This window comes from Ruegeria sp. S84 (genome assembly GCF_056583445.1).
Genome location: NZ_CM152618.1, coordinates 1,193,923 through 1,207,677 on the forward strand (window position 1 = coordinate 1,193,923; position 13,755 = coordinate 1,207,677).

Here is a 13,755-nt window from a genome sequence, read left to right on the forward strand (position 1 = left end):
ATCAGGCCCGGCGGCGGCGACGAGTGCGCCGTTCGGGAACGGCCTCGTCCCCAGTGCCATCTGAGGCTGAGGTAAACGGACCAAGTGCCGATACGATCTGATCCAGGGTCGGGCGTTCGCCGCGCGGGCCGTTGTCTAACGCCTCGCGCATTTTGCGCAAATGCGCAGGCATGGTGCCACAGCAACCGCCAATGATCGTTGCACCTGCATCGCGCGCCATGGCGGCGTACTGGCCCATCAGTTCAGGCGTTCCATCATAATGGATATGACCGTCCACATATTTTGGGATCCCTGCGTTGCCCTTGGAAATCAGTGGACGTTCGTTTCCTTGGGCAGCGAACCCAAGCACCGTCCGCAGTATATCCGAGGCACCAGTGCCGCAATTCGCCCCGAACGCAACCGGAGGATTGGGCAGAGTTTCCACGATCATTGCCAGATCAGAAGATGTAACACCCATCATTGTGCGGCCAGCCGTGTCAAAACTCATGGTGCCGCACCACGGCATATCTGCCAGAGCGAACGCTTCTGCCGCAGCCCGGAATTCTTCCGGCGCGCTTATGGTCTCAAGCCACAGAACATCTGCGCCTCCAGCCTTTAGCGCTTCAGCCTGTTCATGAAACATCTCGACGGCTTCGGCGTGCGAAAGGCTGCCGACAGGTTCCATGATCTCGCCGGTCGGGCCAACAGAGCCGGCCACGATGATCGGGCGACCTGCCTTGTCAGCGACTTCGCGACCCAGTTCAGCGCCAGTACGGTTCAGCTCGGCCACGCGGTTCTGGGCGTCGTGTAACTTCAAACGCGCGGCTGTTCCACCAAATGTGTTTGTCAAAAACAGATCACTGCCGGCATCGACCGAGCCCTGATACAGAGCACGAATCTTGTCAGGCGCATCGACGTTCCACAATTCCGGCGCATCGCCTGATTGCAGGCCCATGTTGAACAGGTTCGTCCCGGTTGCGCCATCCGCCAGAATGACGTCTACGGTTTCCAGAAGGTTGCTGAGCGCGTTTGTCATTGGAGTATTCCAAAATTGGGGCCACAGCCCGTCAAAATATGAGACGCCCCGTGTCTCACGACCGGGGCGTCAAATCAAATTCATAAAACTCATGAAGATCATGAGTTTTGCAGCTCAGGCATCAGGACTCGGCTTCTGCCATCACCTGCTCTTTGGCTTCGACCAGAAGTTCGACCATCTTCTCGCGGATTTTAGCCTCATCGGCGAGATCACCGAGGTATCCTTTGACCGCCTCGACAACATCGTCTTCGCTGACATTTTGCAGGTCCGTGTGGACCAGTTCCTGCCCGTATTTACGCGCCTGTTCCACAGTCTCGCCTTTCAGCGCCGAGGCCCATACAGCCATAAATCGGTTGCGGCGCATCCGAGCGATGAACTGCATCTTTTCGTCATGAGCGAATTTGTTTTCAAACGCGGCTTCACGTTCGTCGAATGTGGTCATTGGTTGGGGACCTCTTGGGTTAGATGTTCTTTTCTGATGATATGACTATACGACGCCCTGTGCGCAAGGTATTTGCGCTGCGTCAAAGCCTCTCGGGGTTGCGAACTTGCGGGAAAGCGGGGCTTGCACTATGAGGGCGCCAACGTGAAGGGACTCATTCCCTTTCCCCAGACTGGAAAGGTCGCTCATGGCGCGTCGCAAGAAGATTTACGAAGGTAAAGCCAAGATCCTGTATGAAGGTCCCGAGCCGGGCACCATCGTGCAGTACTTCAAGGATGACGCCACAGCTTTCAACGCCGAGAAGAAAGACGTGATCGATGGAAAGGGCGTTCTGAACAACCGGTTGAGTGAATTCTTCATGACCGGTCTGGCCCAGATCGGAGTTCCGACGCACTTCATTCGCCGTCTGAACATGCGGGAACAACTGGTTCGGAATTGTGAGATCATTCCGCTGGAAGTGATCGTTCGCAACTATGCCGCTGGATCGATGTCCAAGCGTCTCGGTATCGCCGAGGGTACTCAACTGCCGCGCCCGATTGTTGAATACTGCTATAAGGACGATGCGCTGGGTGATCCGCTGGTGACTGAAGAGCACATCGCAGCATTCGGCTGGGCTAGCCAGCAGGATATGGACGATATCCTGAGCCTTGCACTGCGCGTGAATGATTTCATGAGCGGCGTGATGCTGGCCGTCGGTATTCGTCTGGTCGATTTCAAGATCGAGATCGGGCGCGTATTCGAAGGCGATTTCCAACGCTTGATCATTGCGGACGAAATCAGCCCCGACAGCTGCCGTTTGTGGGATATCGAAACCGGTCAGAAGCTGGACAAGGATGTATTCCGCCGCGATCTGGGCAGCCTGACGGACGCCTATTCGGAAGTGGCCCGCCGTCTTGGTGTTCTGCCCAAAAGCAATGTCACAAAACCAACGCTGATCAACTGATCCTGTCATATATCGACAGGGTTGTCCGACAAGCCCAAGCGGGGTATCCCGCGCCCAACGAAACGGATCGATGCGCGGTCCATCAGTGGAGTTCTCGAAAATGAAAGCACGTGTGCATGTGATGCTCAAGAACGGGGTTCTGGACCCGCAGGGCGAGGCTGTGCGTCACGCATTGGGTGCGATGGGCTTTGATCAGGTCGAAGGTGTCCGTCAGGGCAAGGTGATCGATCTGGAACTGGCAGACGGCGCGACCGAAGCGGACGTAACCAAGATGTGCGAAAAGCTGTTGGCCAACACGGTCATCGAACGCTTTGAGATCGAACTGCTCTAAGTTTTTTTGACCTAGGAGGGTCCGCCATGCGCGCAGCCGTCATCGTTTTCCCCGGTTCCAACTGCGATCGTGATCTTGCCGTTGCCTTCGAGCAGGCCGGTTTTTCCGTCGATATGGTCTGGCATAAAGATGCCGCGCTGCCCGAGGGCATAGATATTGTCGGTGTTCCGGGTGGGTTTTCTTACGGTGACTATCTGCGCTGCGGCGCGATTGCGGCCCAGTCGCCCATTTGCAAAGCGCTGGCCGCGCATACCGAGCGTGGTGGCTATGCCGTCGGTATCTGCAACGGTTTTCAGGTTCTGACCGAAACCGGAATTCTGCCTGGCGCGCTGTTGCGCAACGCCGGTCTGAAATACATCTGCAAAACGATCGGACTGAAGGTCGAAACCAGCGATAGCGCCTTTACTGAAGGGTACAATGCCGGGGATGTGATCGATATCCCGATTGCGCATCACGATGGCAATTATTTCGCAGACGATGAGACCTTGGCCGAGTTGAAGGATCAGGATCGCATTGCCTTCACATATGCCGAAAATCCCAATGGTTCGCGTGACGATATTGCAGGGATTTTATCGCACAACCGGCGCGTGTTAGGCATGATGCCCCACCCAGAACGAGCGGCGGATTCAGGCCACGGAGGCACTGACGGGACGGCGCTCTTCCGCGCATTGGCCGGGGTGCTGACGCCCGCGTGACTTGAGGTCATCAGTCGGGACGCGTAGCGTCAGTACATGAGCGCGGAAGATCAAGCAAACAGCAAAGGGTTTCTGAACCGGTTTCGCGGCGCGCCTATGGGCTGGCGGCTGCGTCTTGCCGTGTTTTTGTTGCTGCTTGCTACCGTCGCCACAGTGTGGATCACCAACAGTCTGCTAACAAGTCGCTTCACCGAATCGACCAGAAACCGGGCCGAACTGCGGTTAGCCTTGTACTCCGGCAACCTGCTGAGTGAGTTGCGACGCAACGCCATCGTGCCGCAGTTGCTTGCCCGTGACCCCACCCTGATTTCGGCCCTGCAATCCAGCGATTACACGCTGTCGAGCCAGCGCCTGATCTCTTTCGTTGAAGAAATCGGGGCGGCCTCGCTGGTTTTGCTGGATGGGGATGGCCTGACACGTGCTGCAACCGACCGGAACCGGTTGCAGGAAAGCCACCGGAACTCGCCTTACTTCATCGATGCAATTCGATCGAATGCCACTATATTCTCGGTCATTCCACGTGAGTCCGGCGGTTACAGCTTTGTGTACTCGCGGCGAATCGAGGCGAATGCAGAGATTCTTGGCGTGATCGTAGTCGAAGTTGATTTGCAGAAATTTGAACGCGCCTGGGCTGGTATTTCTGACGCGGTGATGGTCACAGACAGCACTGGTACGATCATCCTCTCGACCGAGCCTCAGTGGCGAGGTCTGGATGAAAGCGGTGCCATGTTGCGCCAACCCCCTCAGAACGCGATTCAGCGCGCGATCCGGGCCACAACCGATTGGAGCGCTTTGCCCCCCGATGCCTATCTTCAGGGCGAGGCTGTGATGCGGATGGAGACCCGTATTCCGTTCCGGGGCTGGCAAATGACCTCGTTCACCACCTATTCGTCGATCCGCGAGCGGGTGAACAGCGTTCTGGCGCTTGAGATCATGGCCTTTGCGATTCTTCTGGCGCTGACCTTCTATGCGCTCAGCCGCAGAGCGACGTTGCGCATGACCTTGTTCCAGCGCGAGTCGGCGGAGCTTCGCGCATTGAACGTAAGGCTGCAGCGGGAAATCGCTGAGCGTGAACGTGTTGAAAAGACGCTGGAAGTTGCCGAACAAACCCTTGCCCAGAGCTCAAAACTGGCAGCACTTGGAGAGATGTCTGCGGCAGTCAGTCACGAGTTAAATCAACCTCTGGCTGCGATGAAAACTTATCTGGCCGGCGCGCGTCTGCTTTTGCGTCGAAACCGGCCCGAAGAAGCGTTGGCCAGCTTTGGGCGGATCGACGGATTGATCGAGCGGATGGGAGCGATCACGCGCCAGCTCAAATCCTATGCGCGCAAAGGTGCAGATGCGTTTTCGCCAGTAAATCTTGGCGAAGCGCTGGCCTCGTCCCTGTCGATGATGGAACCGCAGCTGCGTCAGCGGCATGTGAAGATAACCCAGATTTTGCCCGAAGAACCTGTTATAGTGATGGGTGATCGGATGCGGATCGAACAGGTTATGGTCAATCTCTTGCGCAATGCGCTGGATGCGACCAAGTCTGTGGATGAGCCGGATGTCGAGATCATTCTCGCTGCAGGTGAAACTGCGGTACTGACCGTGCGGGACAATGGCCACGGGATCGAGGATATCGAAAACCTGTTCGAGCCGTTTTATACAACCAAACGCCCGGGGGACGGCGTTGGTCTGGGGCTTGCCATCTCGTCCGGGATCGTGAACGACCATGGCGGACGGCTGACCGCGCGTAATGGCCAACAGGGTGGCGCGGTGTTTGAGATGCAATTGCCCATATTGGGAAGCGACGGCCTTGAGGCCGCGGAATAGAGGAAGTGACTATGGCACAGGCCATGAAAATCGCCATCGTGGATGATGAACAGGACATGCGCCAGTCGATCAGCCAGTGGCTGGCTTTGTCGGGGTACGACACCGAAACCTTTTCAAGCGCCGAGGATGCGCTCAAGGTGTTAGGGCCAGAATACCCCGGGATCGTGATTTCTGACATCAAGATGCCCGGAATGGATGGCATTCAACTGCTGAAAAAGCTGATGGGGGCCGATAGCACGCTTCCGGTGATCATGATCACGGGACATGGCGATGTGCCAATGGCCGTAGAGGCGATGCGTGTCGGGGCGTTCGATTTCCTTGAAAAGCCGTTTAACCCCGATCGCATGTCCGAACTGGCCAAACGCGCCAGCAATGCGCGTCGTCTGACGCTCGACAACCGAGCCCTGCGGCGTGAGCTGTCTGGCGGTACGCAGATCATGAACAAGCTGATCGGTGCCAGCCCCGTCATGGAGCGGTTGCGAGAAGATATTCTGGATCTGGGGCAGGCGGATGGTCATGTCCTGATCGATGGGGAAACCGGAACCGGAAAGACTTTGGTGGCGCATGCATTGCACGCGGTTGGTAGCCGGGCGGGTAAGAAATTCGTCCTGGTTTCTTGCGCAGCACTTGAGGAAGAAGCGCTGTCGAAACGCCTGTTTGGCCCGATGCTCCCCGAAGACACGCAGTTGCCCGCCATCGAAGAGGCCCGAGGCGGTACGCTGGTTCTTGAGGATGTCGAAGCCCTGAGTGATACGCTGCAGGCCCGTCTATTGAGCGTTATGAATGAGCAGGGCACCCCTGCGGAAACGCGGATCGTTGCGATTTCGAACCTGCAGGAAGCGGGCAAAACCTCAGAAGATGTATTGCGTCCCGATCTGTTCTATCGGTTGGCGGCGCTGCGCATCACCATGCCTCCGCTGCGACAGCGGGGTGAGGACATCCTGACGCTGTTCACCCGTCTGAGCGAACAGTTCGCAGAGGAATATGGCTGCGACGCGCCTCAGGTCAGTGCGCAGGAAGCGGCTCAGCTGCTTCAGGCCCCGTGGCCTGGGAATGTGAGGCAGTTGATCAACATTGCTGAGCGTGCGGTGCTGCAGTCGCGGCGCGGGTCGGGGACAATTGCTTCGCTGCTGATGTCGGATCACGAAGAGATGCAGCCAGTGATGACAACTGAAGGCAAGCCGCTGAAGGAATATGTTGAAGCCTTCGAGCGGATGCTGATCGACAATACGATGCGCCGTCACAAGGGATCGATCGCCTCGGTGATGGAAGAACTCTGCCTGCCACGCCGGACACTGAACGAAAAGATGGCGAAGTACGGGTTGCAGCGTTCGGATTACCTGTGAAAGCGGAGGAGGGGGCCAGCCCCCTCTTGAGCTTGCGGTTCAATTCAACCCCTGGATATTTCTGAACAGATGAAGGGACTCTTCGGCGCGTTCTTGGGTCGCGATGCAGTTTGCCCATTGTCTTTTCCACAGGACTGCTTTTATTGTGATCGAACGGGCCGGGTATTTTGTGCCTGCAAGCCCCGTGTTTTGAGTTTCGCTGCTGAGCTGATGGTGAGGATAGATCCCGCGCGGCGCGGCAGACCGATTATGCCCCAATGGGGCAGATGAACGCCTGAACCCGTCTATGCGGGTGAAAGGAATAAATGGGCGGGCCGCATTTAGACGCGCCTGTCGGAGAAGAACCGCGATGACGCGCGCGCAACGATTGAGTATACGGGCAGGGGGCCAAAGCGCCAGACCCTGCCGCGCGCCGTCCGATATCGCCCGTACAAGACACCTCCCCAAAAGCGCCTGTCCGCCTGGACGGGTCAGGACAACGCGTTTGGCGCGGTGCACCAAGGACACATGGCTAAGAAAATGCTTATCGATGCCACCCACGCGGAGGAAACCCGCGTTGTGGTGGTCGACGGAAACAAGGTTGAGGAATTTGACTTTGAATCCGAAAACAAACGCCAGCTTGCTGGCAACATCTATCTTGCAAAAGTAACACGGGTTGAGCCGTCGCTACAGGCGGCATTTGTGGATTACGGCGGGAACCGGCACGGGTTTCTGGCCTTTTCCGAAATCCATCCCGACTACTACCAGATCCCCGTCGCTGACCGCGAGGCGCTAATGGAGGAAGAGCGCGCCTATGCCGAGGCGATGAAGGCGCGGGATGAGGCCGAGGAAACAAAGCCCAAGAAGCGCCGGTCACGTTCGCGTTCCAAGGCCGCTGACGTCAAGACGGACGATCCGGTTGAGACGCTGGAGGTTTCCTCAGAGCCGACCGGAATGGAAACCATCGATCTGGATGACGGTGAAGAGACGGAGGTGCCCGAAGGGACGTCTCCGATGGAAATCGTTGCCGAGACGCCGGTGGAAGAGCCTGAGGATGCCGCCGAGCCTGTTGCTGAAGAAGCTCCGACCGAAGAAGCCGAGTCCGAAGATGTAGATCAGCAGGCGGAAGCGCCAGAAGAGACTGCTGAGGTAGCAGAAGACGCACCTGTCGAAGCAACTGATACCGACCAAGAAGAACCTTCGGATGAGGTCGAAGCCAAGTCTGACGAAGAAGAGGCGGAAGCTTCTGGCGATGAGCCCGAGGCGGATGGCGAGACAGAAAGCAAAAGCGCTGACGCGGCTTCGAAAGACGATACCATCGAGTCGGTCGCAGACGAAGACGATAGCGAGGATATCCGTCCTCCGCGCAAGCCACGCCCGCGCCGCTACAAGATTCAGGAAGTTATCAAGGTGCGTCAGGTCCTGCTGGTGCAGGTGGTCAAGGAAGAGCGCGGCAACAAGGGTGCGGCACTTACCACGTATCTGTCTTTGGCGGGTCGGTACTGCGTACTGATGCCCAATACCGCACGGGGCGGCGGAATTAGCCGCAAGATCACCAATGCCGCTGACCGGAAGAAACTGAAAGACATTGCCGCTGAAATCGACGTGCCCACGGGCGCGGGTCTGATCGTGCGCACGGCCGGAGCCAAACGGACAAAATCAGAGATCAAGCGCGACTATGAATACCTGCAACGATTGTGGGAGCAGATCCGCGAGCTGACGTTGCAATCCATTGCGCCTGCGAAAATTTATGAAGAAGGCGACCTAATCAAACGCTCGATCCGCGACTTGTATAATCGCGACATCGATGAGGTTCTGGTTGAAGGCGAGGGCGGGTATCGCATCGCCAAAGACTTCATGAAGATGATCATGCCGTCGCACGCCAAGAACGTGAAGCGATACGAAGACGCGCTGCCGCTATTCGCGCGATATCAGGTGGAAAGCTATCTGGCCGGGATGTTCAACCCGACGGTTCAGCTGAAATCCGGTGGCTATATCGTGATCGGGGTGACCGAAGCGCTGGTGGCGATCGATGTGAACTCGGGTCGGGCGACCAAAGAAGGTTCGATCGAGGAAACCGCGTTGAAGACCAATCTGGAGGCCGCCGAAGAAGTGGCGCGCCAATTGCGTCTGCGCGATCTGGCCGGTCTGATCGTGATCGATTTCATCGATATGGACGAGCGCAAAAATAACTCGGCCGTTGAGAAACGACTGAAAGACAAGCTGAAAACGGATCGTGCCCGTATTCAGGTGGGCCGGATTTCGGGCTTTGGACTGCTCGAAATGAGCCGTCAGCGCCTGCGTCCTGGAATGCTCGAGGCGACGACCCAGCCATGCCCGTCTTGCCATGGTACCGGCCTGATCCGGTCGGACGACAATATGGCACTGTCAATCCTTCGCCAGATTGAAGAGGAAGGCACTCGCCGCCGTTCGCGTGAGGTATTGGTGCGTTGCCCGGTTAGCATCGCCAACTTCCTGATGAACCAGAAACGCGAACACATCGCGCAGATCGAAGCGCGGTATGGTTTGTCGGTTCGGATCGAAGGGGACGTTCATTTGGTCAGCCCCGACTTCTCGATGGAGAAGTTCAAGACCGCTAGCCGCGTTGTTCCTGAAGCAACTGCGCCGGTGGTTTCGGTTGATGCGTCGCTGATGGATATGGTCGACGCCACGGATGAAGACGAAACCGAAGAAGAAACTGCGGTTCAGAGTGAGGAAGAGACCAAGCCCAAGCGTAAACGGCGTCGGCGCCGGCGCAAGAAGAGTTCGGGCAATGGTGACGCGCCGGATGGTAATGCGGACGAGTCTGACGCAGACAGTGTAACCGACTCGAGCAACGAAGCTGAGAGCGTCGATACCAAGCAGACCGAGGCTGAGCCTGTTGCTGAGGAAGATGCTGAGAAAGCGGCCAAACCGAAAAAGCGCCGGGCACCGCGCCGACGCAAAAAGGATACTGAGGCCACAGTCGAAGCAAGTGAGACGCAGACCGAAGCGGATAATGCGAACTCCGATCCGCAGAAAGAGCCGGTCAATGCTGAGGCCGCCGAGGCTGAACAGCAAGAGCCAGCCGATGAGTCTGAAAGCATCGAACCAGCCGCTGAGCCCGATAGTGCTGATGCACCATCAGAACTTGAGATCGCCGAAGCAACGTCGGCTTCTAAAGTCGATGAAGAAGTGCCAGAGGAACCTGCTGAAGCGCCTGAACTGGTTGCCGAAGAAGCCGAAGAATCGACCGTGGCAGCAGAACCCGAAGTCATTGAGGCTGCCACCCCAGAGCCGGTCTTGGAGGCAGTGGCGGACGAACCCGAACCCGCGCCGGCCAAGCCAAAGCGCCGAGGGTGGTGGTCATTGGGACAGTAAGAAAAAGGCGGGCCAACTGGCCCGCCTTTTTCATTAGGGTGCGTTCCAAAGAATCCTCAGGCCGATTTTTGGATCACATATATCTGATGACCATCCACTGTATCTTGCGAGACAAGTGTATGGCCAGATTCGGTACAGAAATGCGGTACGTCGATAATCGCGGCTGGATCATCGGCCAGCACGCGCAGCATACCCCCGCAGGCAAGGATTTCAGGCGCTTCCGAGCCTTCAAAACAGGCAGGGGGCACAACAATCCCAACGCATCCAGTGTTTCAATCTCATTGGTCATGGGGCTGAGATATTTCTAACGAGCCATACTGTCCAGCGCGCAACCACGAGGATGTGACCGAATGGCCTCGTGACGAAACCCGCGCGATAACTTATGTGCTGAGTCATGTTCGGAATTGAGATCATAGACGCGGGCCTTCTGCCTGCCATGTTTATCGCCATGCTGGGCGGGTTGATAAGTTTTCTGTCTCCCTGCGTGCTGCCGATTGTGCCACCGTACCTCGCGTATATGAGCGGTGTGACTATCAACGAGATGCAGGATGAGGCGCGCGCGCGGCGCAAGGCGACCCTGGCGGCACTGTTTTTTGTTTTGGGTCTATCGACAGTGTTCCTGCTGCTAGGCTTCACGGCCTCGGTCTTTGGGGCGTTTGTTCTTCAGAATCAGGTGCTTTTCGCCAAACTCTCGGGCGCTGTCGTCATTGTCTTTGGCCTGCACTTTCTGAACGTGTTCCGTATTCCTTTGTTGGATCGTGAGGCACGCGTTGATACGGGTGACTCCAGCGGATCTGTGTTCGGGGCATATATTCTGGGACTGGCCTTCGCCTTCGGTTGGACGCCGTGCATCGGCCCACAATTAGGTGCAATCTTGTCGCTGGCCGCCTCCGAAGCATCAGTCACGCGTGGCACCGTATTGCTTGGCGTATATGCGGCAGGCCTGGGCATTCCATTCTTGCTGGCTGCGATGTTCCTGAACCGCTCGATGGCGGTTATGAACCGCATCAAACCGCATATGGGCACGATCGAGAAGGTGATGGGCGGGCTGCTGCTGTTTGTTGGCATCATGCTTGTCACCGGTTTGTTCACCGAATTCAGCTGGTGGCTGCTGGAAACATTTCCGGCTTTGGCAAACCTCGGTTAACCCTCTGGCTTTAAACGCGGATGGATAGACGCCAGGTCTTACCTTGGCGTCAACGCTGCGCTAATCTTTGGCGCAGAGGGCCGGGTAATGAGCAGTCAGCAATCCAATCCGCAGGTGCGCAAACGCCGGGTGTTTTACATTCCCGGCTACGACCCGATTCATCCGCGCCGATATCGAGAGCTCTACCGCAAAGAGGGGGGCGCCCAGGCTGAGATATCGGGATACCAGATCGATATTAGCGCTAGGACGGGCGAAGGTCCCTACGGCTGGCAGGTGATTTCTCAGCAGGACGGCAGTCCTGTTGATGCAGATGTTCAGGTTCTGGTCTGGTCGGATATCGTGCGTGACAGCATGGCTCAATCGATACCGGCAACCTATCTGCAACTGGCGAGAACCGCCTGGATATATATCTCGACCGGTACGCTTTGGCGGCTGATGCAGTTGCGCAAGGGGCCCGTAATTGCGGCGCTATACCCGGTGGCAATGCTGCTGCTGCAGCTTTTTGCATCGTTGTTGATTGCTTGGGGTTTAGTCTCTGTATTGAAACCACTCGTTGGGTGGTGGTCTTTGGTACCTGCTGCCGGGGTAATCTATGCTCTGATGCAATGGTTCCGAAAGATCGATAATCGACTGTTCGCTTATTACCTTATGCATGACTATGCCCACTCGGCGAAGCTATACGGCGCGTATTCGCAAGATCTGCAATCGAGGCTGCGGGAGTTTTCTGACCTGATCACCGAGACGCTGGACACAGACACCGATGAGGTGCTGGTCGTAGGTCACAGCTCTGGCGCCCATCTTGGTGTGTCAGTGTTGGCAGATGTTTTACGACGACGGGGCGGTATACAGGATAAGCCAGTCTTATCCTTTCTGACCTTGGGGCAGGTGGTGCCAATGGTTTCGTTTCTACCGCAGGCACACACGCTTCGCGCTGATCTTAAATATCTGTCCGAACGCGCGGATATGACTTGGATCGATGTCTCTGCACCAGGGGATGGCTGCGCGTTTGCGTTGTGCGATCCGGTCGCGGTCAGCGGCGTCGCTGGCCCCAAAAAATGCGGGCCGCTGGTTCTTTCTGCGGCGTTCACCCAAACACTGTCCCACGCGCGATGGCAGCAATTGCGTTGGCGCTTTTTTCGCCTGCACTTTCAATATCTTTGTGCGTTCGATCAACCTGGACTTTATGACTATTTCCGCATCACCGCAGGTCCTGAAACATTGAAACAGCGGTTTGAAAGGCGCGCCCCATCACGATCGCGCATTGAGCGGGCTGTTTCGAAATACATCGCGGTGGAAGCATGACGCCCCCAAAGCCCGAAGCACGACCAGATAAGGTCTCGCTGTGGCGGTATCTACGTCTGTTTCGGCAAGACTTGCTGTCTGCTCAGCCCCAGCGTCTATATCGAGCGTGGATGGCTGAATTCCGAACGCCGTTCTTTCGCTCGTATATGGTCAACCAACCCGATCTGATCCGCGCAGTTCTGAAAGAGCGCCCGGATGCGTTTCCAAAATCAAATCGCATCAGCGAAGGCTTGCGCCCCTTATTGGGCCGGTCCGTGTTCCTGACCAATGGCGAAGTCTGGAAACGGCAGCGCAGGATCATTGATCCCGCCTTTGAAGGCGGACGTTTGAAGGACACGTTTCCCGCAATGTTAAATGCGGCCCAGGCTTGTGCGGATCGGCTTTCTGGCAGGGTCGGGCAGAAGGTGGAATGTGAAGAAATCACAAGCCATGTCGCGGCGGATGTGATTTTCCGCACCCTGTTTTCGGTTCCCATCGAACATGAGGTTGCCGCGCAGGTCTTCGATAAATTCCGAATCTATCAGCGCGAACAGCCCTTGCTGAACCTGGCCGCATTCGTGCCGGTTCCAAGCTGGATGCCCCGATTTCATTCTCGCAAAACTCGCCAAACCGCCAGCGAGATTCGGGATCTGATCAGCCGATTGACGGATGCACGCGCTATAGCAATCGAAAACGGGTCGGCCCCCGATGATCTGGCCACCAAGATCATGACGACAACAGATCCGGAAACTGGAGACCGGTTTGATGCGCAGGAAATGGTCGATCAGGTCGCCATCTTCTTTTTGGCGGGGCATGAAACCAGCGCATCGGCACTGGCCTGGATGCTCTATTTGATGGCACTGTATCCGGACTGGCAGGATAAACTGGCTGAAGAAGCGCAGGCCCTGGACACGCCTGATTTTTCCACCATGTCCCAATTGAAACTCAGCCGCGATGTATTTCGCGAAGCTCTACGTCTGTATCCACCAGTTCCGATGATGGTGCGCGAGGCGACATGCCCAGAACGCTTCCGTGATCGGGATGTTCCGCAGGGCTCTCAGATCGTTGTGAGCCCCTGGCATTTGCATCGACATGAGCGGCTTTGGGACAGGCCGGACGATTTCGATCCCACACGATGGACGACGGAGAACGGAAAGAAATGCCAGCGCGAGGCCTATATTCCGTTTTCGGCTGGCCCCCGTGTCTGCACGGGTGCGGGGTTTGCGATGGTCGAAGGGCCTTTGATCTTGTCAATGCTGTTGCGCCGTTATCGATTCGAAACAATTCACGGCGAAACGCCGGTACCGGTCGCGCATTTGACCGTCAGATCGAAAGACGGAATTTGGTTGCGCTTGGTTGAGCGCTAACAAACTACCATCGCTCTTCGGCATGCTGTATGCG

General features: G+C 56.8%; 11 protein-coding genes and 1 pseudogene. 9 read left to right on the forward strand and 3 right to left on the reverse strand.

Annotated features, from left to right (window positions below):
* Nucleotide 1: 1 nt before the first annotated feature.
* Both bmt and AC1DFB_RS06015 read right to left on the reverse strand, forming a co-directional pair.
* Nucleotides 2–1,015: a betaine--homocysteine S-methyltransferase gene (gene bmt / locus AC1DFB_RS06010; RefSeq protein ID WP_170510072.1), complete on the reverse strand. Its 1,014-nt coding sequence runs from the start codon at nt 1,013–1,015 to the stop codon at nt 2–4.
* 121 nt (nt 1,016–1,136) lie between these two features.
* Entirely contained in the window at nt 1,137–1,457 is a 321-nt protein-coding gene (locus tag AC1DFB_RS06015; RefSeq protein WP_170393165.1) for a DUF1476 domain-containing protein, read from the reverse strand.
* Nucleotides 1,458–1,644: 187 nt separating this feature from the next.
* Between AC1DFB_RS06015 and purC the strand changes: the two genes are divergently transcribed.
* The 6 genes from purC to AC1DFB_RS06045 all read left to right on the forward strand — a co-directional run bounded on the left by purC (nt 1,645) and on the right by AC1DFB_RS06045 (nt 9,926).
* Nucleotides 1,645–2,400, forward strand: a complete 756-nt coding sequence (gene purC, locus AC1DFB_RS06020; protein ID WP_170393164.1) for a phosphoribosylaminoimidazolesuccinocarboxamide synthase — start codon at nt 1,645–1,647, stop codon at nt 2,398–2,400.
* A gap of 100 nt (nt 2,401–2,500) precedes the next feature.
* Nucleotides 2,501–2,731, forward strand: a complete 231-nt coding sequence (gene purS / locus AC1DFB_RS06025) for a phosphoribosylformylglycinamidine synthase subunit PurS (protein WP_010439914.1) — start codon at nt 2,501–2,503, stop codon at nt 2,729–2,731.
* Between the two features lie 26 nt (nt 2,732–2,757).
* The gene (purQ, locus tag AC1DFB_RS06030) at nt 2,758–3,426 is read left to right on the forward strand and encodes a phosphoribosylformylglycinamidine synthase subunit PurQ (protein WP_170393163.1); all 669 of its coding nucleotides are present in this window, start codon (nt 2,758–2,760) and stop codon (nt 3,424–3,426) included.
* A 36-nt stretch (nt 3,427–3,462) separates the two neighbouring features.
* Nucleotides 3,463–5,241: a sensor histidine kinase gene (locus AC1DFB_RS06035; protein WP_480438519.1), complete on the forward strand. Its 1,779-nt coding sequence runs from the start codon at nt 3,463–3,465 to the stop codon at nt 5,239–5,241.
* A gap of 11 nt (nt 5,242–5,252) precedes the next feature.
* The gene (locus AC1DFB_RS06040) at nt 5,253–6,587 is read left to right on the forward strand and encodes a sigma-54-dependent transcriptional regulator (RefSeq protein ID WP_170393162.1); all 1,335 of its coding nucleotides are present in this window, start codon (nt 5,253–5,255) and stop codon (nt 6,585–6,587) included.
* Nucleotides 6,588–7,094: 507 nt separating this feature from the next.
* Nucleotides 7,095–9,926: an Rne/Rng family ribonuclease gene (locus AC1DFB_RS06045; protein ID WP_480922328.1), complete on the forward strand. Its 2,832-nt coding sequence runs from the start codon at nt 7,095–7,097 to the stop codon at nt 9,924–9,926.
* Nucleotides 9,927–9,982: 56 nt separating this feature from the next.
* On the opposite strand, the pseudogene AC1DFB_RS06050 reads toward AC1DFB_RS06045, so the two are convergent.
* A pseudogene (locus tag AC1DFB_RS06050) lies at nt 9,983–10,215 on the reverse strand (sulfurtransferase TusA family protein).
* A 105-nt stretch (nt 10,216–10,320) separates the two neighbouring features.
* Here AC1DFB_RS06050 and AC1DFB_RS06055 point away from each other — a divergent pair.
* The 3 genes from AC1DFB_RS06055 (at nt 10,321) to AC1DFB_RS06065 (ending at nt 13,721) form a co-directional block, all read left to right on the forward strand.
* The gene (locus AC1DFB_RS06055) at nt 10,321–11,073 is read left to right on the forward strand and encodes a cytochrome c biogenesis CcdA family protein (protein ID WP_170393160.1); all 753 of its coding nucleotides are present in this window, start codon (nt 10,321–10,323) and stop codon (nt 11,071–11,073) included.
* An 87-nt stretch (nt 11,074–11,160) separates the two neighbouring features.
* Complete coding sequence (locus AC1DFB_RS06060; protein WP_480922329.1) at nt 11,161–12,375, forward strand: hypothetical protein; 1,215 nt, start codon at nt 11,161–11,163, stop codon at nt 12,373–12,375.
* Nucleotides 12,372–13,721: a cytochrome P450 gene (locus AC1DFB_RS06065; RefSeq protein WP_480922330.1), complete on the forward strand. Its 1,350-nt coding sequence runs from the start codon at nt 12,372–12,374 to the stop codon at nt 13,719–13,721. Before AC1DFB_RS06060 ends, AC1DFB_RS06065 begins: the two co-directional genes overlap by 4 nt.
* The last annotated feature ends 34 nt before the right edge of the window (nt 13,722–13,755 follow it).